The sequence below is a fragment of the Kitasatospora sp. NPDC114501 genome (assembly GCF_055633695.1).
In genome coordinates this window covers 189017-211258 of the sequence record NZ_JBVKDS010000007.1, presented here as the reverse complement: position 1 = coordinate 211258, position 22242 = coordinate 189017, and the positions used below count along the sequence as shown (strand labels likewise).

The following is a 22242-nucleotide window of genomic DNA, read 5'->3' as shown; positions in this document are numbered from 1 at the left end:
TCCTTCTTCGTGTCCGGGGTTCATGCGGGGGCTCCGACTGCGCGGGCCGGGTTCGCGTCCGAGGCGGCGGTGCGGTCGTGCAGCACGCGGTAGGCGCGGAAGTAGACGAACATCTGGGTGCCCCAGGTCGCCAGCGCGGCGGTGTAGAAGACCGTGCGGTCGGCGTCGTCGAACGGCAGGGGGAAGAAGTCGTAGACGAGCGCGATGGTGGTCCCGGCGGCCGTGACCAGCGCCGTCCGGATCGCCGGCCGCCTCGCGCCTGCCTGCCAGAGCCGCTTGACGAAGTACCCGAGGAAGACCGCCGTGAGGAGGTTGACGACGACGTAGAACACGGCGACCGAGAACGCGGCGCGGTCGGTGTGGAGGTCCGCGCCGTGGAACGGCCGGAGGAACAGGCCGGCCACGACCGCGGCTCCGAACACGGCGATGTCGACGCCTCGGCTTGGCCGGTAGCGGTGGGTGACCGTCATCAGACCCATGATCAGGATGACCGTGATGCCGACGGACCTGGAGAAGGCGTCGAAGAAGTAGGCCACGGCGTACAGGACGCTGCCCGGGTCGGCGCCCAGCAGTGACCAGACCAGGAAGTTGCTGCCCGACGTCGCGACCACCATCGCCTCGAGACCGAGGAGGTAGTTGCCGTACCGGCGGATGAACGTGAAGCCGTAGAAGTAGCCGGCGAAGATCATCCACAGGTCGGCCAGCAGGAACAGCGCCACCTTCATCTCGACGCCCCCTCGCGCACGTCGCGGGACAGCAGCGCGGTGACGCGCTCGGCGGTGCGCTGGCCCGTCAGGACCGCGCCGTTCATGGTGCCGGCCCACTCACCGGCGGTTTCGGTGCCGGCCCAGTGGATGCGCCCGTGGGGCTCGGTGAGCGCCCGGCCGTAGCTCACGGTCGCGTGGGGGCCGGCGACCGGGTGGGGGCCGCCCGGGGCGAACGGCTCCGCTCCCCAGCGGTGGTCCAGGTAGTCGATCGGGGTGCTGGCCTGCGGACCGTAGAGGTCGACGAGTTGCCGGACGACCAGGTCGCGTCGGGTCTCGGGGCTGAAGCCGTCGAAGACGCGAGGGTCGCAGAAGGCCATCAGGACGCCCGGTCCGGCAGGGGTGGGGGACACGTCGAAGGTGATGAACACGGTCCCGGTGTCGGTCACTGCCTCACCGGAGCAGCCGTCGGCCCGCCAGAAAGGCTTGTCGTAGGCCACGAACGCCTTGCTGAGGACGCCCATGCGCCAGGTCCGCGTGAGCCCCTCGGCCTGCTCGGGCAGAGCGGGTTCGTACTCGATGGTGGCGCGGTGCGCCGGGGCGGCCGTGACGATCGCGTACCCGGCGCGGATCTCGCCGGAGTCGGTGTGGACGGTGACGCCGTTGCCGTCCTGGGTGATGCGGCGCACCGGTGTCGCCAGCCGCACGCGGTCGCCGAGCCGCTCCGCCACCCGCTTGGCGATCTCCTGGGTGGTTTCGACGAACCGGTCCTCGTTCGCTCCGTCCTCGACGTCCAGCATGTGGTCGAGCCCGCCCGCTGCACGGATGTAGCGCAGGACGTGCAGCAGGGAGACGTCGCCCGGGGTACAGCCCCACTGCACCTTGCTGACGATGGTCATCAGCGCCCGGGTGCTGGGCAGCGCGTTCTTCCGGTCGAGCCACTCGCCGAACGAGACGGCGTCGAGCCGGCCCGCCCCGGGCGTCTCCCACGGGGTGCTCACGTCGATGGTCGCGACCAGCTTGTCCACCGCCGTCCGCATGCGGGCCATGTCCACCAGGGTCGCGGGGGAGACCTTGGGGATGGTGCCGCTGTAGGTGCGGCGCCGGCCTGCCAACCACAGCACGTTGCGACCCTGGTCGAACTGGCCGGTCGTGGTACACCCCATCCGGTTCGCGAGGTCCCGGATGGCGGTGTGGCGTCGTGACACCCACGTCGCTCCGAGGTCGACCTTGACGCCTGCCACCTCGCCGGAGAACGATCGGCCGCCGACCCGGTCGCGGGCTTCCACGACCAGGACCGAGCGGCCCTCGCTCGTCAATCGTTCGGCGGCGCTCAGGCCGGCGAAGCCGGCGCCGACGACCACGACGTCGACCGTGGCGTCCCGGGAGTCGCGCTCAAGGGATGCGGACATGGTCTCCTCCTTCGCCCACGCGGGCCGCGTGCTGCGCGATGTACTGGGTGATGGGGCCGACGAGGGCCTCGGGGACGTGGTGCCCCATGCCGGGGATGACCACCTGCTGGGCCGAGCGGATCGCCTTCACGGTCGCGGCGCCGCCGCTCGGGTCGACCAGCAGGTCCCGGTCACCGTTGATGACCAGCGTCGGTGCGGTGATCGTGCTCAACTGGGCCGTCCGGTCCCCGGAGCGCTGGATGGCCTGGATCTGGCGCGCCACGCCGGCCGCCGGGTCACCGGCGCTGCGATCCCAGCCGCGCGCCGCGATGGCCGCCTCTGCCGCGTCGTCGATGGGGTACCCCGCTCCCGCGATGTGCCTGGTGAGCCGCAGGTGGGCCCGGACCGCGTCGGTCCTGTTCCGGGCCGGCGGGGCGGCGAGCAGCCGGATCGTCGAGAGCGCCGGCCGGCCGACCTTCCGCGCCCCGGTCGTCGAGTAGAGGGACGTCAGCGACAGCACGCGCTCGGGCGCCGTGGCCGCGACGGTCTGCGCGATCATCCCGCCCATCGACCGCCCCACCACGTGGGCCCGGGCGATCCCCAGGTGGTCGAGGACGCCGACGGCGTCCTGGGCCATGGCGGCCAGCGCGTAGGCGTCGCCGCGCGGGCGGGCGGCGATCTGCCGCCAGAGCGCGGGAGGCGGTGCGGCGACGAACGTCGACCGGCCGACGTCGCGGTTGTCGATCGCCACGACCCGGAAGCCGCGGACGACGAGCGCGCCGAAGAACGGTTCGGTCCAGAAGGTGAGGTCCTCGCCCATGCCGGCGATGAGCAGGATGGCGGGGTCGGTCCGGTCGCCGTGGTCGCGGAAGCAGATCGTCAGCCCGGAGGGCAGGGCCGCGAACTGGTCCGCGCCGGCCACGCCGCTGGAGTCAGGCACGGGTCGCTCGCCCCCCGTCGGACGGGTGCGCGACCCCGCGGGCGCTGCCGAACACGAGGTTGTTGTCGGCGACCGGTCCGCGCAGCGCCTTGGCGTCCTCGGGGTAGGACAACGCCATCCGCCAGGGCTTCTCGAGGCCCTGCTTGGGGAGCGTGCTCTCGGCGCGCTTGGCGTAGCCGGCCTTCAGATCCATCACCGGCCTGCGTTCCATCCCGGGCTGGGCGACCGGGACCACCCGGTCGTACCCGTGGGCGTCCATGTGCCGGACGAGGTCGATGAAGTAGCGGCACATCAGGCTCACCTTGAGCGTCCACGACGACGTGGTGTAGCCGATCGCCATCGCCCAGTTGGGGATCCCGCTCAGCAGCATCCCGCGGTAACAGACCGCGTCCGCGAGGTCGACCTCGCGGCCGTCGACCACGATCGGCATGCCGCCGAAGAGCTGCAGGTTCAGCCCCGTCGCGGTGACGACGACGTCGGCTTCCAGCTCCTCGCCCGAGCCGAGCACGATGCCGCGCCTGCTGAACCGCGTGATCGTGTCGGTGACGACACTCGCGTGACCGTTCTTGATCGCGTCGAAGAAGTCGCCGTCCGGGGCCAGGCACAGCCGCTGGTCCCACGGGTCGTACGGCGGGTTGAAGTGCTTGTCGACGTCGAACCCCTTGGGCAGCCGCTTGCGGTTCTCGTGCCGGATCAGCCGTCGCCCGGCCTTCGGGAACGTGCGCAGTCCCTTGACGACCGCGCGGTCGAGCCAGATGTTCTTGAACCGCGTCGCGGCGTACCCGCGTTCCTCGCCGAGCACCTTGGTGAGCGTCAGGGCGAGCTTGTCGACGCGCGGCAGGGCCAGCACGTACGTCGGGGTCCGCTGAAGCATCGTCACGTGCCGGGCGGCCCCCGGCCCGGTGGCCATCGACGGCACCAGGGTGATCGCGGTCGCGCCGCTGCCGATGACGACGACCTTCTTGCCGCCGTAGTCCAGGTCCTCGGGCCAGTGCTGGGGATGGACGACCGTGCCCTCGAAGTCCTCCTGCCCGGGGAAACGGGGAGAGAAGCCCTCGTCGTACCGGTAGTAGCCGGTGGCCGCGAACACCCATCCGGCGCGGACGGTCTTCGTCGCGCTCGGCCCGCCGGCGGAGTCGGCCACCTCCACCGTGAGGGTCCACCGGCGGTCGAGCGAGGACCATTCGGCCCGGACGACCCGGTGGCGCAACCTGATGAGGGGCTCCAGCCGGTTCTCCTCGGCCGTCTCCCGGAGGTAGTCGCGGATCAGCGGCGCGTCGGCGATCGCTGCTTCGTGGCGCCACGGCTTGAACGCGTAGCCGAAGGTGTGGAGGTCCGAGTCCGAGCGGATGCCCGGATAGCGGAAGAGGTCCCAGGTGCCGCCGATGTTGTCGCGGCCCTCGAGTACGAGCAGAGACTTGCCGGGGAGTTCCCGGCTGAAGTAGCTGGCCGCACCGATTCCGGAGATGCCCGCTCCGATGATGACCACGTCGAACTCCTCGACGGTGTCGAGCACCTTGGTTGTCATGGCGTTTCCTCGCTGTTCCCGGTGTCGTGACCTCACTGTCGCCAACCGTGGCCACGAGCGGGAACGGCAGTGCGCACCCTCCTTGCGCCAGACTTGGTGCACCACGCACAAGCCGGCCGTGCGATGCCGCCACCCTTGTGGCGCCCCCGCCGGCGTGATAGAGCTTTGCGTCGTTTACTGCTACTAAACCCTCCCGGCGAGCCCGCACCGCCTGTCAGCCGAAAGGTGGCCGCATGGCCGATCTCCACTCCGGAGGGCACGTCGAACCTGCCGGAGACATCGCAGGACCAGCCGGCCCGCTGTGCCGCAGGCTCGGTATCCCGCGGATCGTGTGCATGACCGTCACCGCAGCGGCACCGTTCGGAACGGTGGCCGGTTCGGCGCCCGTCGCCTTCGCCGTGAACGACAGCCTCGCGGTCCCCGGCCCGGCGGGTCCGGTCCGTTCGGTGGTCGCCGACTCCGTCGCGCTCGCTCGGCCACAGCCGGCCCGGCGCACGCGCTCGTCCGGCGGAAGCGGACGTGCCTCCCGACCGCCTGCCAACGACTCGATGCGAAGGTCCCCCGTGAGTGAGTACGGCACGGCGCCGGCCGGCCCCCTGCGGACGGAGCTGATCGCCTGAGGACGCTCCAACCTCACCTACCGGCTCACCGACGGTACGTCGGCCTGGGTGCTGCGCACCCCGCCGCGCGCCGGGCACACGCCGTCCGCCCACGGCGGGGCGCGGAAGATCCGCCGCCAGGAGCTGCGCAAACGGGACTAGGCCTGCCCTCGGGCGGCGCGCAGGAGCGGGGGCGACACCACCCACAGGACCTCACTCATCATCGGCCCCGGGTTGTCGAACTGGTGCAGCACCTCGCCGGAGAACGAAGTGGACACGCCGGCCGACAGCATCCGGGTCTCGCCACCGACGATCAGACGGGTGGAGCCGCTCAGCCCCAGCGCGAAGACTGTTCCCGGGCCGAGCCGATAGGGGCCGCCCGTGCCACCACCCGGCTCGATCACCGAGCGGAAGACCTGGAACGCCGTAGTGTCGGCAGGCGTCAGCAGGTACTCGACGACGCCCTCACCGCCCATGTCGATCCGGCTCCCGCCCTGCACGACCGGTTCGTCCGGGTAGTCGAACAGCTCCCCCACCCCGATCCGCAGCACCTCGCAGATCCGCAGCAGCGTCGGGACGGACACGCTGGTGAGACCACGCTCCAACTGACTCAGAAAGCCCTTGGTGACGCCCGCGCGGTGTGCGGCCTCCGTCAACGACAACCCTCGACCGGCCCTGATCTCCCTCAGCCGCGGACCTGCGGAGCCTTCGGGGGCGGGCGAGCCCTCCGGCGCCCCGTCGGTCGTCCTGCTGCTGTCGATGTCCGTTCACCGCCTGTCCCAGAGCCGGGGCCGCCCGGCCGGCGGGTGGCCGGCGGCCGACTCCGGCGAGCCCCTCCGTAGCACGAGGCTAGGTCATGTTGGGCGCTGTCCCTCGGACGGGGCCATTTCCGGGACCCCGCGCGGTGACGGCGGCAGGGCGATGTACGGGCCTCCCCCGGCTCGCCCGACTCCCCCACCGCCGGTGCCGCGGCGCACGCCGGGTGCACTGGCTTCTCGAGATCAGGAGCAGACTTCAGACATGGACGAGCTGTGGCCCCCGCCTTCCCCCGAGGTCGCCGACGCGATCAGGTCCCTGTGCCAGCGCCTGTTGAGGGAGACGGACGCCATGATCGACGTCCTCACCCCGCCCACTCTCGTGGCCCAGAACGACCCCGCCCTGCTCGCGGACGCCTCCCTGGTCGAGGAGGATCGCGAGCTCAACCGCTCCGATCTCGTGCAGTGGTTGACGGCGAACGTTCAGCAGCCGGGGCGGCGGGTGGAGCCGTACGTCGGCCCGCGGGCCACGGCCTACATCAACGACCTCGTGTCCCGCGGCATCGCTCCGGACTTCGTCGGCGCCTGGCGCGTGGCCTTGGGCATCGGCTGGCGGCGGTGGCTGGAGGAGTGCGCGGCGCGCTGTACCGACCGCGACCTCCTGGTGGACGTCCTGGACGTGTCGGCGAAGTCGCTGGTGCAGTACGCCCTCGACTCCGTCCTGGCGCTGCGCGAAGCCGGCCTCGCCGCGGCGATGGGCAACGCGGACGCCGAGGCGATCGCGTTGATCCAGCTGATCGCCAGTGGGGCGCCGATGGCGCAGGACCTCGCAGAGGGGCGTCTGCACTACCGGATGGGGCGCTGGCACACCGGTCTCGTGCTGTGGGTCGACGACCCCCGGCACGTCGACGCCCTGGACCAGGCGGTCGCGGCGGTGGGCGCCGCCGTCTCGGACCGCAGCGCCCTGGTGGCGCGTGCCAGCGCCACCTCGCGTTGGATCTGGCTCTCCGGTGCGGGCGTCCCGGACCTGCACCCCGTGGAGAAGGTCATGACGACGGCGCCCGGGGTCCGCGGCGCGGTGGGCAGGCCCGGCCACGGGCTCGAAGGGTTCAGGTCCAGCCACCAGGACGCTCTGGCGGCGCAGGCGCTGGTCGTCCGGCTCGCATCCGACCGGCAGTTCACCGCCTACGCCGACGTCGAGCTGATCGACGCGCTCACCAAGGACCGGGCCGGCGCTCGACGGTTCGTCATCAACACCCTCGGTCCGCTGGTCGAAGCCGACCCGGCACTGCGGCGGACGCTCCTCACCTACGTGCAGTGCGGCTTCAACACCACCCGCGCCGCCGCGGGCCTCTACGCGCACCGCAACACCGTCGAGCGGCGGGTCTCGCGCGCGAACGAGCTCTCGACGGTCAAGGTCGAGGACAACCCGACCCACGTGGCGGCGGCGCTCCTGGTGCTGGACATCGCGCCGGGCATCCTCGCGACCGGCTCGAACTGACCCTCACGTGTAGCGGACCACGGTCTCACGCCGGTGTTGCGGTCGAGCGGGAAGGGGGAGACCTCATTGCTCTCGCCGGCGGCGTAGCAACACCTGGGGCTCTGCGCTGTCGCCCGAGGAGTTCACGGCGATCAAGGGCGTCGGGTTCGATCCGGTCGGGCAGGTGCTCGGCACGGCCGTCTTCAACATCGGGTACACCGGCGTCTGGGGCTGCCCCGGCGCGTGGTCGGCCACAGACGGCGCGAAGGCACCGTCCTCGGTGTCGGATTCGTCCTTCTCGCCGTTGGTGAAGGCGCTGTACGCGGCGCGCAGGCCGGCGACGGCCGAGCGGTCGCCGAGTGCCACACGCTCGGCGGCTGCGGGCATCAACGACGGGATCGTCGGGGTGAAGCCGCGGGTCGACGGGTTCCCGGCGGGGTCCGGAGTTGACCGCGCCGGGCACCGCCGTCCGGTCCCGCTGGCGAATCCGTCCGCGCCTGCCCTTCACCGCACACCTCGGCGGCCGGGACTTCGCCGAGCTCATACACACCGGACCCGCTTCCGCCAGGCGCCGTGCGGGTCAAGCGCAACCGTTTCGTCGCGGAACGGGTGGCCGGGCGCGAGGGTTCGGTCACCGGACTGGACGTCGTGCTCGGGGAGCAGCGGCTCCTGATGCGGACGGATCGGGACCGGGCGGCCGGGGACATCTGCCACGAAGTGCAGGGCATCGTGCTCTCGCGGCGCCACGTGAAATATCGGTGGCAGGACGCCACGCGGGCGCGGCAACATGCTGCGCATGCCCAGCACCCGCACGCCGAAGCCGCCCGCCGGCGCCACCGCCGTCCGGCCGAGTTGGTCACAGTTGCCGGACGGTGTCCGCTCGTCCGTCGAGCGGCGGCTCGGCGGCCGGGTGACGGCCGGGCCGAGCGCGGGCAGCGGGTTCACACCGGGTTTCGCGGCCGTCCTGTACGGCCCGCGGGGGCCGCGGTTCGTGAAGGCCGCCGACAGCGCGAGCGATCCGGTCATCGCCGACTGCTATCGGCGGGAGGCCCTGATCAACCGGGCGCTGCCCACCGCCGTGCCCGCGCCCCGCCTGCGCTGGATGGACGAGGAGGACGGCTGGGTGGTCCTCGGACTGGACGCGGTCGCCGCCGCGCGGATGCCCGCCGACCCGTGGCGCCCCGCCGAACTCGCCGCCGTCCTCGACACCTGGGCGGCGATCGCGCAGGAGCTGGAGCACCCGAACCGTGCCCTGCTCGGCATCGGGCTCAAGCCGCTCACCGAGGAGCGGTCGCTCGACGGCTGGCGCCAACTGTCCTCCGGGGAGCGGGCCGACGACCTGCCTCGGTGGTTCCCCAGGAGCCTGATCGAACCGCTGGCCGAGCTGGAGAGCGGCTGGGTGTCGGCCGCCGTCGGCGGCTCCGTCCTCCACTTCGACCTGCGCCGCGACAACGTGTTGTTCGACGGGCGCGGCCGTACCTGGGTCTGCGACTGGAACTGGCCCTGCCTCGGCCCGAGTTGGCTCGACCTCACGGTACTGCTCGGTACCGCCCACGCGGACGGCCACGACGCCTCCCGGCTGTTCGCCGAGCACCCCACCGCCCGTGGCGTCGCCCCCGAACAGCTGGACGCCGTGCTCGCGGCCCTCGCCGGGCTCTTCCTGCGCTCCGGCGCCCAGCCCCCGCCGCCCGGCTCGCCGGCGCTGCGCGGGCACCAGACCTGGTCCGGCGAGGTCGTCCTCAACTGGCTTTCGGAGCGCCGGGGCTGGATCTGATCGCACTCGGCCGAGGCCGCCCCGCGACCGACCGGCCGACCGCTCGCGAGGCCGTCGGCTCCGCCAGGGCCGGCCAGAAGGCGCAGGGGCTCACAGGATCACGCCGCCCCCGGTGCCCCAGCCGCGCAGGACCTGCGTCAGTGCCCGCACCCGCAGCGCCGGAACCCGAAGTCGAGGGTGTGGTCGTTCTCTCCCGGCCCGCCGGTGGTCAGCGACCGCTCGGGATACCGTCCGCCCGGCGGGGCGGCACCGTCGGAGTCGATGAAGGGATCGCCGCCGACGCCGCGCCTGGTGGGCACCCACCGGTGCAGCGGACCGCCCTCGGCGTAGTCGGACGGCTCGTCCAGCCGGATCGTGTACGCCGTGTACGGCCTGAGGCCGCCGTCCACGTTCGAGTCGTCGAAGTAGTACTCGCCGCGCGCCGTCGTCCGCGCCGTCCCGACGAGCGTGCCCGCCCCGTCGTACAGGTGGACGGTCGCGCCCGGCACCGGGCTCTGGCCCGGCTGCTGGACGCCCGTACGCCCGGGGTCGTACCAGACCCGGTTGCCGATCTGCAGCGGCGCCCGGTCGCAGAGCACCTCGAGGTCGCCCATCGAGGCGCCCTTGCCGAACGGTGCGGGGACGTCCGCCGGGTTGAGCCGCAGCCCGGACACCGGGGCCTGTCCGCCGTCCGCCCGCCGCAGGAACGACGTGCCGTAGCCGAACGCCGTGCTGTTCGGGTCGAACCCGGAGATCCCGACGGTGGTCTCCACCTTGGACAGCGCCATCCCGGCGTAGGCCGCGTTGTGGTGGAAGCCCATCCGGCTGGTGTCGAAGAAGCGGGTGCCCCGGGGCGGGAGCCCGCAGCCGCCGTTGGTGTCCAGCACGTAGCCGCCGTCCGCCGCCGGGCAGGCCTTGTTCAGATCACCGCCCGAAATGACCTCACCGACCGCGCCGCCCGCCGCCGCCTGGCCCGCCGCCCGGTCGGCGAGGCGGTCGCGGAAGGCCAGCAGCATCGAGCCGTCCGTCTCGAAGCCGACCTCGGCCAACTCCGGCTCCGGCTGGGCACGGTAGCCGGAACAGGCCTGGCCGTTCTGCACGGCCGGATAGGTGTCCGTCCACGGGAACCAGCCCGCACCGTCGCACGGGCCCGCACCGACCGTCGACCCGCGCGGGTAGTCCAGCGGCTGGTCCAGCACGGCCGGGCCGAACCGGCCGGTGGCCGGGTCGAAGGGCAGCACGACCGCCCGCAGGTCCGCCGCCCGGCCCGTCGACTCGCCCGAGCAGACACCGCCCAGGTAGCCGGTCCCGTCCTGGAGGCCCAGACCGAAGGGGCGCCAGTCCCCGGCCGACGGGCAGCCCGGATCCGGGACGGGGTAGACGGCCTTCGGCGCCGACGCGCTCGCCACCGTGGCGTCGTAGCGGTACAGCCGGCGGTCGTTGAGGTTGACGACGAACAGGTCCCGGCCGTCGTCCGTCACCTTGAGCCCGCCGAGGCTCTCCTTGCCGGGCACCGCCAGGAACGCCTCGTCCGTCCCCGGCCCGTGCGCCGTGCCTCCGGCGTCCGGGACGGTGGTGAACAGCGTGGTCCCGCGCTGCGCCGGGTCGGTCACGTAGATCCCGCCGGAGCCGCCCGGGCCGTAGGCCGTGGTGCGCCTGGCCGCCGCCGAGGAGAACACCCGCCGGTCGGCCCTGTTCCACGCGACGCCGAACAGCGTGCCGGTCTGCGCCGTGGTGGCGATGTCCGTGACGTCCACGTCCACGCCGGCCTGGCCGTGCGCGCCGTACGGGAACGACACCAGCGTGCGCTGCGCACCGCCCTGCCACGCGGTGTTCTGGCAGGTCGTCACCACGGGTGCGTTCTGCTGGCAGTAGTCGCCGGGGCTCCACAGCCCCGTGGTGTACGAGACCTTCGCACCGTCGGAGAGGTCGACGAACTCGTCGTTCGAGCTCAGCAGTCCGGGCGCGCCGTCCAGCCCCTGCCGCGAGGCGAAGGCGGGGAACAGCACGCCCGGCTTCGGATTCACCACCCGCACCCGGTAGTCGCCGCCGCGCTCCCGGCTCCGCGGCGGCGGCGCGAGCGTCACCGTCCCGTCGGCCGCCGTGATGCCCTCGACGTGGACCCGGCCCCCGCCGGTGAGCGTCACCTTCACCCCCGGCAGCCCCGGCTCCAGCGCGGGCGTCCACGTACCCGAGGCGTCCACCGCCCGGACCACCCGCACCGTCACCGTCCCGTCCGCGCTCTGCGGGAACGCCTCCGGCGCCGACAGCAACCCGCTGCCGGTCAGCACGGCGGCGAGCACCGCGGCCCGCGCGACGCCCGTCCTCCGTCTTCTCATCCCCACCTGGGCCCCACTCTCGTGATCGACGGGCGAACGCCCGATCCGGACAGGACCCCCAGGAGAGCGGCAACCGCTCGTCCACGCCGCCGCTTCGGGGCACGTTCACCGGTGTGTGTGACGGGGAACGGGCGCGGAAATCGCATCTAGTTCGGATACGACCTCACATGTGCGACCGCACGCGCCCACGGCCGGACCAGTGGCAACCGCTACCGCCGCTCGGCTCGCGGATGCCGACGGCGTCCGGTTCATCCGGCCGGGCGACGGGCGGGGCGGACGGGCAGGGAGCAAACGGGGCGACGAATTTCGGACAGTCCGGAGCCGGTCCTGTGCGCGCCCACGACGGGAGATGCTCCATGTACAGCCGGTCCCGGGCGCCAAAACCTCCGGATTATGTCCGATTTGCCGTCAGAACTTCCAGGCCGGAACGCGTCTGACGCGTACACGCGCCCCTGCGTAGCCTTGCCCCGGCGGTCCCCCTCGGCCGCCGTCCCCCACGATCCCCCAGGAGCGCAGATGCGTCGTTCCGTTCGCGTCCCCTCGCGTGCCGCCGGCAGACTCCTCAGCGCCGCGGCGCTGGTCGCGGCCCTCGGCCTCACCCAGTTCGCCGCCCCTACCACGGCCACCACCGCCACGGCCACCACCGCCGCGGCCTCCACCACCGCGGCCTCCACGGAGTGCGTCGAGGCGGCGGGCCACGACGACGCCGCGGCCCGCAAGCCCGCCGGCAGCCCCGGCGGCCAAGAGCCCAACGCCGTCACCGACGCGCAGGCCAAGGCGATGGACGCGGACCTCAAGGCCCGCGTCGCCCAGCTGGCGAACTCCGCCCAAGGCGGCAACCTCGCCCCCGGCACGCTGACGGCCACCACCATCCCGGTGTACATGCACGTCGTCCACTCCGGGACCACCGGCAAGCTCACGGCCACCGACATCACCAAGCAGATCGCGGTCCTCAACGCGGCCTACGGCGGCCAGGGCGCGGGCAACACCCCCAGCCAGTTCCAGTTCCAGCTGGTCTCCACCGACTACACCGACAACGCGACCTGGTACAGCGGCGTCACGCCGGGCTCCACCGCCGAGAAGTCGATGAAGAGCACGCTGCGCAAGGGCGGTGCCAACGCCCTCAACATCTACACGGCCAAGCTCGGGCAGTCGCTGCTCGGCTGGGCGACGTTCCCGAGCAGCTACCAGTCCAACCCGACCGACGACGGCGTGGTCATCCTCGACAGCTCGTTCCCCGGCGGCTCGTCCGCCAACTACAACGAGGGCGACACCGCCACCCACGAGGTCGGCCACTGGCTCGGGCTGTACCACACCTTCCAGGGCGGCTGCGGCGGCCAGGGCGACTACGTCTCCGACACCCCGGCCGAGAAGAGCGCCGCCTACCAGTGCCCGGCCGGCCGGGACACCTGCACCGCTACCGGCGTCGACCCGATCCACAACTTCATGGACTACACCTACGACTCCTGCATGACCCAGTTCACCCCGGGTCAGGTCGCCCGGATGTCCAGCGCCTGGGCCGCCTACCGGGCCTGACGACGAGTCCGGTCCCGGCGGTCCGCCCTGATCGGCCGTCCACCCTGATCGGCGTGCCACCCTGTTCCGGCGACCGCCGCCCTGACGCCGGCGGGTGCGTGGCGATGACGCCACGCACCCGCCGAAGGGCGTTCGGCCCCAGCCAGGTCAGCGACGCGGCCCTGTGCGGTACCGCCGCCCGAACGTCTTCAGGCGGGTCGGCCGAGGTCCAGGCGTTCGGGCGACGGTTCGAATCCTGCCGCCCGGTAGGTGGCGACGGCGGCGGCGTTCGAACTCGGGGTGCAGACGAGCGCGCTCGACGCCCCCATGCCCCGCAGCACGGCAGCGGCGGCGACGCAGATCGCGGCGCCGTGGCCGTGTCCGCGATGGTCGGCGTGGACGCCCATCGGCTCCAGCAGGCCGGGCCTGCCGGGGCCGGCCGACCAGACCGTCACAGCGGCCACCGCGTGGTGCCGGCCGTCGTAGCCGATCAGGCAGCGGGCGTCGGCGTAGAGCGGTCCGGCGGCGAGGACGTGCCAGACGTCCTCGGTGAACCTCGGGCTGCCGAACGCCGAGCGGTGCACCGCGGTCCGTACCTCCGCCGTCTCGGGACCGGCCACCTCGATCCGCAGGCCGGGGTCCTCCACGGGCTCGGAGAGGTCGCGGCGCAGCGGCGTCCACGACTCGTCCGGATGCCAGCCCGCCTCCAGGAGGACCTCGCGGAGCCGCGCGCCGTCGGGGATCTCGAGGCCGACCTTCCCCGGCGGCAGTACCCCGCGCTCCGGATCATCGAGGTCCGCCGCCAACCGGCGGGCCAGCTCCTCGTCCTGTCGCAGGTCCGGCGCGGTCGTCAGGCGCAGCACATCGGGGCCGTCCAGGTATCCGACGGCGACGATCCGCCCGTCCGCGCTCCAGGTGCGGACGGCCGCGGCCAGCCTCTCCGCGCCCAGCGCCCAGGCCCAGCCGAGGTCCCCCGGATGGAGTTGCAGCGGCGTCCGGTCGTCCTGCCATGCGCGAAGCGCGTCCACGGCCCCGGTCAGCCCGTCGACACCGGGTTCGTTCAAAACGATCGTCATGTCCCCGAATCCCACCCCACCGCGACGGCCGGCCGCACCCGAATTTCACCGCGCGCCGCGGCGGATCAGTCCACGCACGGGATCCCGCCCGCCTTCACGGCCGGCCCCTGCATCGGCAGCCCCGCCGCCGGATCGGCGGAAGGGTCGCCCACGGTCGCCGCGGTCGACGCGGTAGACGCGGTCGACGGCGAGGTCGACGCCGCCGCCGACGGGACTGCCGTCGGGCTCGGGGTGCGGGAGACGGCCAGGGTGAGCAGGATGCGGCCGGCGGGGACGGCCGTCGAGAAGACGGCGTTCACCCCGTAGCGGGCGGCGAGGTGCTGCGCGTCGGCCCTGGCCCCGGATCCGTACGCCACCGTGGTGGCCCGGGTCCTGGCCGGGGCGTCGCCGATCCGGCCCGCCCGGTAGCCGAGTTCGGCCAGCGCCCTGGACTCGTCGGCCGCCGCGCCCGCGCCCGCGGCCGCGTTGACGTCGACCACCACCGCCCTGGCAGCCGCGCTCGGGGTGGCGGTGGGCGACGGGGCCGGTTCGCCCGACGCGTCGCCGGGTGTGGCGGGCGGCACGGGCGGCACGGGCTCGTGGTTGAAGAGCTGCCGGACGATCTTCCGGATCAGGTCCGGGTTGACGGTGTTGACCTCCTGCCCGCCGACCGTTCTGAAGCCGCTGATCGGCAGGGTGTTGAACTCCACGTTCCCGCCGGTCAGGTTGGGCGCCTGCTGGGCGAAGTCGAGGATGTTCCACTCGTTGTCGATGACCACGTCCTTCTTCACCGCCGCGAACAGCTTCTGCATCTGCCCGAGGTCGTTCAGGATGCCCTGCTGCTTGAGCTTGTACTCGACGGAGGAGAGGAAGGCCTGCTGCCGGTGGGTGCGGTCGAGGTCGCCGTTGGCGAGGTGGTGGCGCTGGCGGACGAAGGAGAGCGCCTGGGCGGCGTTGAGGGAGCTGATCCCGGCCGGGAGCCTGAGGCCGGTGCCGCCGCCCTCGTGGGTGGCGGTCCGGGCGATGATCGGGTCGTCCACCGGGTGGTTGAGGCAGACCTGGATCGGCTCGACGGCCTTGGCGATGTCGTAGAAGCCGATCAGGTTCACCTCCGCGAAGTGGTCGATCGGGACGTCCAGGAGGCTCTGCACGGTCCGGATGGTGGCCGAGCGGCCGGCCTCGCGGCTGCGCCGTTCCACCGCCGCCTTGGAGAGCCCTTTGCCCGCCAGTTTCTGCTCGGCGGCCTCCTTCGCGATGCCGTACGCCTCCTTGATCTTGTGCATCCTCCCGTCCGCGCCGACGGTCTGCACGTAGTCGTCGCGCGGGACGGAGAGCGCGGTGACCTTGCCGCCGTTGGCCGGGATGTGCAGCACGATCAGGGCGTTGGTGTTGTAGCCGCCGATCCCGCTGGAGCCGGCGTGGAGTTCGGCCTCCACGAACTGCTTGGGCAGGTCGTTGCCGTCCATGTCCTTGCGGCTGTCCAGGCCGATCAGCAGCAGGTTGACGGACTTGTCGAGGTGCGGCGGGGCGTTCTTCCTGGCCTCGCTCAGCGCGCTGGACTTGGTCATGCCGTCGTCCAGGCTGCGGTACTCGTACCAGGTGAAGCCGCTGGCGCCGAGCACGGCGGCCGAGACGGTGCAGGCCAGGGTGCGTCCGGCGACGGTCAGCGGGTCGGTGCCGGGGCGCGGGGCGCGGCCGCGCAGACGGCGGCCGCCGGTACGGCTGCTGCCGCGCTCAGCCACGGCGGCCCCTCCCGGCCGGGGCAGACGTCCTGCCGGTTCGTCGCCGCTCCGGCGCCCGCCGGCGGCGGGCCGGTACGGCGCGGAGCGCGACCACCGCGAGCGCCACCGCCACGGCGGCGGCCATCACCGGGAACGCCCCGACCACCCAGCGCAGGGCGCCGGTGCCGAGGTTCTTCCCCTGGTACTTCCCGGGGTGCGCCAGGTACTCGACGCCCGAGGCGGTGAGCAGCACCACGACCGGAGCGGCCGTCACCACCCACCACCGGCCGGGGCGGCTGCACAGCAGCGCCGCGGCCGCCGTCCCGAGCACCGAGCCCACCGTGAAGAGGAGGCCGACGCCCGGCCCGTCGAGTTCGTCCGCGACCGCCCCGAGCAGCGGCAGTCCGACCGCCGAGAGCGCGGCCGCGGCCGCGCCGCGCCGGCGCGCCTGCTGGTGGCGGCGGACGGCTCCGGGGCGCGGCCCCCGGGCCTGCCGGGGCGCCGCCGGGGCACCGGCGGCGTTCCCGGGGATGCCGACCGGGTTCCCGGGGGCACCGCCGGCCGCCCGGGAGCGCTGGATGGGCAGGGCGCGGTCCTCGGTGCGCGGTCCCGCGTCCTGGTACGGAGTTCTCGCCCGCTGACCGGCCATGCGCACTTCCCTCGATCGACCTCTACATTGCTGTAGAAGATGGGCTGGAGCATACAACCCATTTCAGCAAAGTCATCCGCTGCCACCCGGCAGCGACGAACCGCCCGGTGGGCCGTCGTTAGGATGGTTCGTGATCCCCCGCCCACGTCGGCACACCATCAGGAACGCATCAGAGGAGCAGAGCGTCACCATGTTTGAGAGTCTGAAGAACCTCGCGGACAAGGCCACCGACCTCGCCCGCGAGCACGGCGACGTGATCGGGCAGGGCCTGGACAAGGTCGGCGACGCGATCGACGGCCGCACGGACGGCAAGTACAGCGGGCAGATCGACACCGGCGTCGAGAAGGCGAAGGACTTCCTGCGCAACCTCGACGGCGACCGGAAGCCCGCCGAGTAACCTGCCGCAGGGGACGATCAGCCGCACGGCGGTCGAACGAGCGCACGGGCGAACGGGGAGGGGCGGCAGCGGTGAGCGAGGAGAAGAAGGGGTCCGGTCCGGGACGCTGGCTGGTGATCGGCGTCGTGGTGGTGGCCGGACTGGGCCTCGTCCGCGGCAACGGCCACGACGGCGCGGCCTCCGCCGGCCCCTCCCCGACCGCCACCGCCCCGTCCGGCTCGGGCGCCGCGCCCTCGGCCGGTTCCTCCGCGAACCCGTCGAACCCGCCGAAGGCGTCGAAGCCCTCGGGCCGCTACGACCCGGCCGACTACGCGGCGCCAGTGCGCCAGTACGCCGCCGAGGCCGGGGTCAACCCGCAGCTGCTGATGGCGATCCTCTACAACGAGGCGTACAAGCCGCACGACCCCGAACTCGAACGCGCCTGGCAGCGCGGCAAGCCGGACGCCTCCTTCGGGATCGCCAACATGCACCGGGCGGCCTTCGACGACACCAGGCCCGGCCGCCCCTTCGCCTCCCGGCAGTGGGAGGAGCTCCCGGACGACCGGAACCTGGCGATCCAGGCGGCCGCCTGGCACCTGCACGACCTCGCCGCGCAACTGCCCGCGCGCCCGGGCGTGTCGCTCAGCCGGGACGAGCTGGTCGCGCTCGGCTACAACGCGGGCGCGGGCAACATGCTGGCCTTCGCCCGGGGCGTCAGGATCGGCTCCCAGGCGCAGTCCTACCTCGACCGGCTGCGCGACAACTGGTCGAAGTCCGGCGAGGCCGTGAAGTGACGCCGTCCGGCGGAGCCGTGAACCGACGCCGCCCGGCGGATCAGCTGACGCCGATCCGGGCGGACCAGACCCGCCGCCAGGCCAGCGCGTCGGCGACCCCCTCCGCGATGCCGCGCCGCGGCTGCCAGCCGAGCAGGTCCCGCGTGGTGTCCACGACGGCGTAGCAGCCGATCACGTCCCCGGGCCGCGGTCCGGCCTCCCGGACGTCCAGGCTGGTGCCGACGGCCTGTTCGAAGGCGGCGATCAGCTCCCGCACGGTGGTCCCGTCGCCGGTGCCGACGTTGATCACCCGGTAGCGGTCCGCCACGCCCGGGGCGATCACCTCGTCGAACCGGAGCAGCGCCGCGACGTGCGCCTCGGCGAGGTCCTGGACGTGGACGTAGTCGCGGATGCCGGAGCCGTCGCGGGTCGCCCAGTCGGTGCCGGTCACGGTGAACGGGGTGCCGGTGGTGTGCGCCTCGATCAGCTTGCCGAGCGCGTGGGTGGGGCGGAGGTCCTGGAGGCCGGTGCGCAGCTGTGGGTCGGCGCCGATCGGGTTGAAGTAGCGCAGGGCGATGACGCGCTGCCGCTCGGCGCCCTCCCCCCGCGTCCAGTCCTGGAGGACCTGCTCCATCATCTGCTTGGTGCGCGCGTACGGGCTGCCGGCGTCGACCGGGCTGCTCTCGTCCACCCGGGCGTCGGGGGTGGGGGCGTAGATCGAGGCCGAGCTGCTGAAGACGACCCGGGTGCAGCCGTGGCGCTGGAGGGCGTCCAGCAGTTCGACGGTCTTGGCGACGTTCTCCCGGTAGTAGTACAGCGGCTTGGCCACCGACTCCGGTACGACGATCTTCGCGGCGCAGTGGACGGTGGCGTCGATGTCGGGGTGTTCGGCGAAGATCCGGTCGAGCAGGGCGGCGTCGGCGATGTCGCCCCGGTAGAAGACCCGGTCCGCGACGAACTCGGCGCGTCCCCGGGAGAGGTCGTCCAGCACGACCGGGGTGATCCCCCGGTCGAGCAGGGCGGACGCCACGGTGCTGCCGATGAATCCCGCGCCACCGGTGATCAGGACCTTCTTCATGCGCGGCTGCTCCCTCGCGATCGGCCGGGCGCCCGGTGGCGCCCGGTGACCGGAAGGGACGTCGGTTCGCACCCGGCCGGTTCCGCGCCGGGGTCGTTCCCGCGCACCCGGCGGCCGGTTCCGGACGGCTCAGCCGCGGTGGCGGCGCATCCAGAGCCCGGTGGCGACCAGGACGACGGCCGCCGCGGCGGTGCCGATGGCCGCCCAGGTGGTGGCGTCGGAGGTGGTCGCGTGGGCGCGGCCGGACGAGGCCGCCCGGGCGGCGACGGGCGCGGCGGTGGTCCCCGTCCCGTCGGCGGTGTCGCGGAGCGGGGCGGGGGTCACCTCGACGGACCGCGGCGTCTCGAGCGGCGGCGAGGCCGCCGTCCCCTGGGGCACCGGGTCGTCGATCACGACGGTGTCGACGTCGAGCTCGCGCTCGCCGTGCCCGAGGGCGGGGAAGGCGCAGTCCACCGTGACCCGCCAGTGCCCGACGGGCAGGATCTCCCGGGTGGTGTACGTCCCGGGCCGGCCGGGGACGGTGACCAGCCGCCAGGGGCCGACGGCTCGGCCGTCGGCGGCGGTCGCGGAGAGCGTCCCGGCGAACTCCCCGGTCACCGGGTCGTGGTCGTTCTCCCAGGTGGCGACGGTGCTGACGCGGCCGTTCTGCTGGCCGGTGACGTCCAGACGGACGCTGTCGCCGTGGGCGGCGGCGGGTGTGGCGGCCGACAGCAGCGCCGCGGCGGTGAGGGCGAGGGCGGTGAGGTGGGGGCGGGTTCGCATGGGGGAGGGTCCTCGGGGCGGTGTGGGGGCAGGGACGCCGGGAACGGCCGCCACTGGGTGGGCGGCGGCCGTTCCCGACGCGACGGACCTGGAGGCCCGCGGGTCCTGGGGCCCGCGGGCATCGGCGGCTCGGGTCGAAGGGTCGGCCGGCGTACGGGCCGACCGGTTTCACGGACTCACAGGAACAGCCTTACCCCGAACCGCTCACGAGGTCTTCAACAACGACCAGTTCTGGTAAGGCGCGCCGTTCGGCTGTTGCAGCTCCAGCAGCCGGCCGCCGTAGTACCACCGCTCGCCGATCCCGAGCACCAGCGCGCCGCCGTCCGCGGTGAGGGTGAACCCGCCGCCGACGGCGGTGAGTTGCCACTTCTGCGCGGCCGTGTCGGAGCACGGCTGCTGGGCGACGTACTGGCCCGGGACGGCCGCGCCGCCGGGCTGGAGGCACTTGTCGGAGCGCGCGGACCTGATCCGCACCGCGCCGTTCCCGGCGTCCTCGAAGCGCCACTTCTGGTTGGCGTAGCCGGTGCGCTGGTAAGCGATGGCGACCGTGCCGTCGTTCAGCGAGCTGCCCCACAGGTCGGCGGCCTGGCCGGTGAGACCGTTGACCAGGGTGTAGCGCGCGTCCGGCTGCGGGCGCCCGGGGTCCGCGGCGGTGCGGAAGGCGGCGGGGCCGCCCGGCCGGCCCACCGCTCCGGCGGCGTCGCGGACGGCGACGGCCACGGTGTACGAGGTGGCGGGCGCGAGGTGGACCAGGCGGACCACGGTGGTCCGGACGGTGCCGATCACCTGGCCGTTCAGCAGGACGTCGTAGCCCGCGGCGGCGGGTGCGGCCGGCCAGCTCAGGACGACGGAATTCGGCGTGATCTGGCTGACGGCCACCTCGGGGCCGCCGTTCCCCCGGGTCGGGGTCGCGGTCGGCGACGGGGTGCCGGTGGGCGTGGCGGTCGGGGTGGCGGTGGGGCCGCCGGTGGGCGTCGGGGAGGCCGTGGGCGTGCGGGTCGGCGTGGCCGTGCCGCCGGGGGTGGGCGTCGGGCCCGGCCCGGTGCCGCCGCCGTTCCCGCCGTTCCCGCCGCCGGCGATGAGGAAGCGGTTGCTCGCGACGTTCCAGTGGGTCGCCAGGTAACTGCCGGGCGCGGGCACGGTGTTGTAGTAGTCGTCGTGGTGGCAGTCCAGCCGTTCGTCCTGGGCGCGGTCCGGGCAGACGGTCCGCATCGGCGGGTAGTTCGGGGCGTCCGAGTAGCACATGACGTCCCACTCGTCGGTGCAGTGCCCGGCCTTGCTGGAGTTGGGCGAGCTGTTGTTCACCGCACCGAGGTTGTGCCCGAGTTCGTGCGCGGCGGTACTGCCGCCCCAGCAGCCGGCGTCGGTCCGGCCGTACGAGGGGCCGAAGTTGCTGAGGTTGTCCTGGCCGGGGCGCTCGTCGCCGGCGAAGGTTCCGATGCCGCAGTACACCTTGGCGTCGGTGAACATCATGTACTTGCGGTCCTTGCGGTTGAACCCCTGTGCGGCCAGGGCGCGGTTGCCCGCATTGAAGTCCTGGATCTCGGCGTCGGAGATCTGCACGTTCAACACCGAGGCCGTGCAGTCGGGTTCGGTGACGAAGCGGACGTGCCGCTCCCCGCCGGTCTCGGCGGCACTGGCGTTGTAGATGACGTCGACGTCGGCGGCCCACTTCTTGAACGAGGGCAGGTACCGGTCGTAGCGGTCGTTGCCCGGGCCGTGCACATACACCACCTGGACCCGGTTGCCGCCGCTGCCGTCGCCCTCGCAGACCAGCTTCGTCCCGGCGGGCACGGCCGGTGCGGGGTCGGCGGCGGCGCTGCCGGTGCCGGTACCGGTGCCGTCCAGCAGGGCCCGCTGTGTGACGTCGAGGACGGGCGGGGCGCCCTTCAACAGGTCGGCGGCGGCAGGCGCCTGTGCACCGGCGGCGGGAGTGGGCGCGGGTGCCTGGCCGGCCGGGGCCGCGACCGGCGGGACGTCCTGGCGGATGTCCACGCCCTTGGGCGGCACGTCCGGCCCGTGGCTGCACTGGGTGCTGCCGGTGACCTCCAGGGTGCCGCCGCAGCGGTCGCCGCTCGGCAGGCTCAACCCCGCATAGACCAGCCCGCGTTCGGGCTGGTCCTTGGGTATCGCCGTGAGCGGGGCGGCCTTCTCGTCCCGCTTCGGGGCGGGCGCCCGAGTGGCCCCCTCGGCGGTGCCGGTCTCCCCCGACCCGTCGTCCTCGACCAGCCCGGCCTGCGAGCCCGTACGGCCGGCCACGGCGTCCGCGGCCGTGGCGGCGCCGTGCACGGCGGCCGGCTCCAGCGCGGTGCGGATGCCGAGCGTCCCGGCCACCAGCCCGGCCGCCACCGCCACCGCCACCAGGGCGCTCCTGCGGGTGAGCCTGCGGCGCCTGCGCCGCCGAAGCCCGCTGCTCCGGTGTCCCATCGCGTTCCTCTCCTCGTGCGACGGCCCGTGTCCCTGTGGTGGAGGGGGCTCGGGCCTTCCGACACTCCGGAGAGCGGGAGGGGTGGCCGGGAATAACAGAAACCTCTTGCGGAATTCCCCCGGCTGTTCGACCGGGCCGCGGCACAGGGAGCACGGGCGGGCGGCCCGCCGAGGCCGGCGGAACGGCTGCGGGCAGGGAGGAGCCGGGGAGCGCGATCGGGGGGTGCGCGCTCCCCGGCAGGGGTGGTGGCGGCCACCCGGCCGGAGTCCCGGGGCAGGTGACTCCGTCGGCCGTGACGGAATGCTAGACCCGGTCGAGGGGCGCTGACCAGTGCCCCGACCAGGAGACTTTCGGTCCCGGACATGCCATCACGGCACGGCATATGACGGACCGTCA

The 22242-nt window shown here is 73.3% G+C and carries 18 protein-coding genes; 5 read left to right on the top strand and 13 right to left on the bottom strand.

Annotated elements, in window-relative coordinates; genetic code table 11:
* Window positions 1–20 precede the first annotated feature (20 nt).
* The 5 genes from ACZ7RU_RS15275 to ACZ7RU_RS15255 form a co-directional block, all read right to left on the bottom strand.
* On the bottom strand, window positions 21–725 hold the full coding sequence (locus tag ACZ7RU_RS15275) for a transporter (RefSeq protein ID WP_470341408.1): 705 nt from the start codon (window positions 723–725) through the stop codon (window positions 21–23).
* Window positions 722–2116 carry a flavin monoamine oxidase family protein gene (locus tag ACZ7RU_RS15270; RefSeq protein ID WP_470341407.1) on the bottom strand — a complete coding sequence of 465 codons (1395 nt, stop codon included), beginning with the start codon at window positions 2114–2116 and terminating at the stop codon, window positions 722–724. Before ACZ7RU_RS15270 ends, ACZ7RU_RS15275 begins: the two co-directional genes overlap by 4 nt.
* Entirely contained in the window at window positions 2100–3035 is a 936-nt protein-coding gene (locus tag ACZ7RU_RS15265; RefSeq protein WP_470341406.1) for an alpha/beta fold hydrolase, read from the bottom strand. The genes ACZ7RU_RS15270 and ACZ7RU_RS15265 overlap by 17 nt, the downstream gene beginning before the upstream one ends.
* Window positions 3028–4563, bottom strand: coding sequence for a flavin-containing monooxygenase (locus ACZ7RU_RS15260; protein ID WP_470341405.1), 1536 nt, complete (start codon window positions 4561–4563; stop codon window positions 3028–3030). The genes ACZ7RU_RS15265 and ACZ7RU_RS15260 overlap by 8 nt, the downstream gene beginning before the upstream one ends.
* A gap of 757 nt (window positions 4564–5320) precedes the next feature.
* Entirely contained in the window at window positions 5321–5851 is a 531-nt protein-coding gene (locus ACZ7RU_RS15255; protein WP_470341568.1) for a helix-turn-helix domain-containing protein, read from the bottom strand.
* A 331-nt stretch (window positions 5852–6182) separates the two neighbouring features.
* Between ACZ7RU_RS15255 and ACZ7RU_RS15250 the strand changes: the two genes are divergently transcribed.
* Complete coding sequence (locus tag ACZ7RU_RS15250) at window positions 6183–7418, top strand: helix-turn-helix domain-containing protein (protein WP_470341404.1); 1236 nt, start codon at window positions 6183–6185, stop codon at window positions 7416–7418.
* Window positions 7419–7481: 63 nt separating this feature from the next.
* Here ACZ7RU_RS15250 and ACZ7RU_RS15245 read toward each other — a convergent pair whose 3' ends face one another.
* Window positions 7482–7787 (bottom strand): hypothetical protein, encoded by a 306-nt coding sequence (locus ACZ7RU_RS15245; RefSeq protein WP_470341403.1) that lies wholly within the window; start codon window positions 7785–7787, stop codon window positions 7482–7484.
* Between the two features lie 406 nt (window positions 7788–8193).
* Between ACZ7RU_RS15245 and ACZ7RU_RS15240 the strand changes: the two genes are divergently transcribed.
* Window positions 8194–9171 carry a phosphotransferase family protein gene (locus ACZ7RU_RS15240; RefSeq protein WP_470341402.1) on the top strand — a complete coding sequence of 326 codons (978 nt, stop codon included), beginning with the start codon at window positions 8194–8196 and terminating at the stop codon, window positions 9169–9171.
* Window positions 9172–9308: 137 nt separating this feature from the next.
* Here the strand turns inward: ACZ7RU_RS15240 and ACZ7RU_RS15235 are convergent, their stop codons facing one another.
* Window positions 9309–11489 (bottom strand): SdrD B-like domain-containing protein, encoded by a 2181-nt coding sequence (locus ACZ7RU_RS15235; protein ID WP_470341401.1) that lies wholly within the window; start codon window positions 11487–11489, stop codon window positions 9309–9311.
* 516 nt (window positions 11490–12005) lie between these two features.
* On the opposite strand from ACZ7RU_RS15235, the gene ACZ7RU_RS15230 reads away from it, so the two are divergent.
* Window positions 12006–13025, top strand: a complete 1020-nt coding sequence (locus tag ACZ7RU_RS15230) for a zinc metalloprotease (RefSeq protein WP_470341400.1) — start codon at window positions 12006–12008, stop codon at window positions 13023–13025.
* A gap of 188 nt (window positions 13026–13213) precedes the next feature.
* On the opposite strand, the gene ACZ7RU_RS15225 is transcribed toward ACZ7RU_RS15230, so the two are convergent.
* From ACZ7RU_RS15225 to ACZ7RU_RS15215, 3 genes are all read right to left on the bottom strand, one after another.
* Window positions 13214–14080, bottom strand: a complete 867-nt coding sequence (locus ACZ7RU_RS15225; protein ID WP_470341399.1) for a GNAT family N-acetyltransferase — start codon at window positions 14078–14080, stop codon at window positions 13214–13216.
* A 65-nt stretch (window positions 14081–14145) separates the two neighbouring features.
* Window positions 14146–15801: an LCP family protein gene (locus ACZ7RU_RS15220; RefSeq protein WP_470341398.1), complete on the bottom strand. Its 1656-nt coding sequence runs from the start codon at window positions 15799–15801 to the stop codon at window positions 14146–14148.
* Window positions 15794–16429, bottom strand: a complete 636-nt coding sequence (locus tag ACZ7RU_RS15215) for a DUF6542 domain-containing protein (RefSeq protein ID WP_470341397.1) — start codon at window positions 16427–16429, stop codon at window positions 15794–15796. Before ACZ7RU_RS15215 ends, ACZ7RU_RS15220 begins: the two co-directional genes overlap by 8 nt.
* Window positions 16430–16619: 190 nt before the next feature.
* Here ACZ7RU_RS15215 and ACZ7RU_RS15210 point away from each other — a divergent pair, with 190 nt between their 5' ends.
* Entirely contained in the window at window positions 16620–16826 is a 207-nt protein-coding gene (locus tag ACZ7RU_RS15210; RefSeq protein ID WP_355258067.1) for an antitoxin, read from the top strand.
* A 71-nt stretch (window positions 16827–16897) separates the two neighbouring features.
* Complete coding sequence (locus ACZ7RU_RS15205; RefSeq protein ID WP_470341396.1) at window positions 16898–17599, top strand: lytic transglycosylase domain-containing protein; 702 nt, start codon at window positions 16898–16900, stop codon at window positions 17597–17599.
* A 40-nt stretch (window positions 17600–17639) separates the two neighbouring features.
* On the opposite strand, the gene galE is transcribed toward ACZ7RU_RS15205, so the two are convergent.
* From galE to ACZ7RU_RS15190, 3 genes are all read right to left on the bottom strand, one after another.
* Entirely contained in the window at window positions 17640–18656 is a 1017-nt protein-coding gene (gene galE / locus ACZ7RU_RS15200) for a UDP-glucose 4-epimerase GalE (protein WP_470341395.1), read from the bottom strand.
* 129 nt (window positions 18657–18785) lie between these two features.
* Entirely contained in the window at window positions 18786–19418 is a 633-nt protein-coding gene (locus tag ACZ7RU_RS15195) for a hypothetical protein (RefSeq protein WP_470341394.1), read from the bottom strand.
* Window positions 19419–19622: 204 nt separating this feature from the next.
* Window positions 19623–21845, bottom strand: a complete 2223-nt coding sequence (locus tag ACZ7RU_RS15190) for an RICIN domain-containing protein (RefSeq protein ID WP_470341393.1) — start codon at window positions 21843–21845, stop codon at window positions 19623–19625.
* Window positions 21846–22242: the final 397 nt, after the last annotated feature.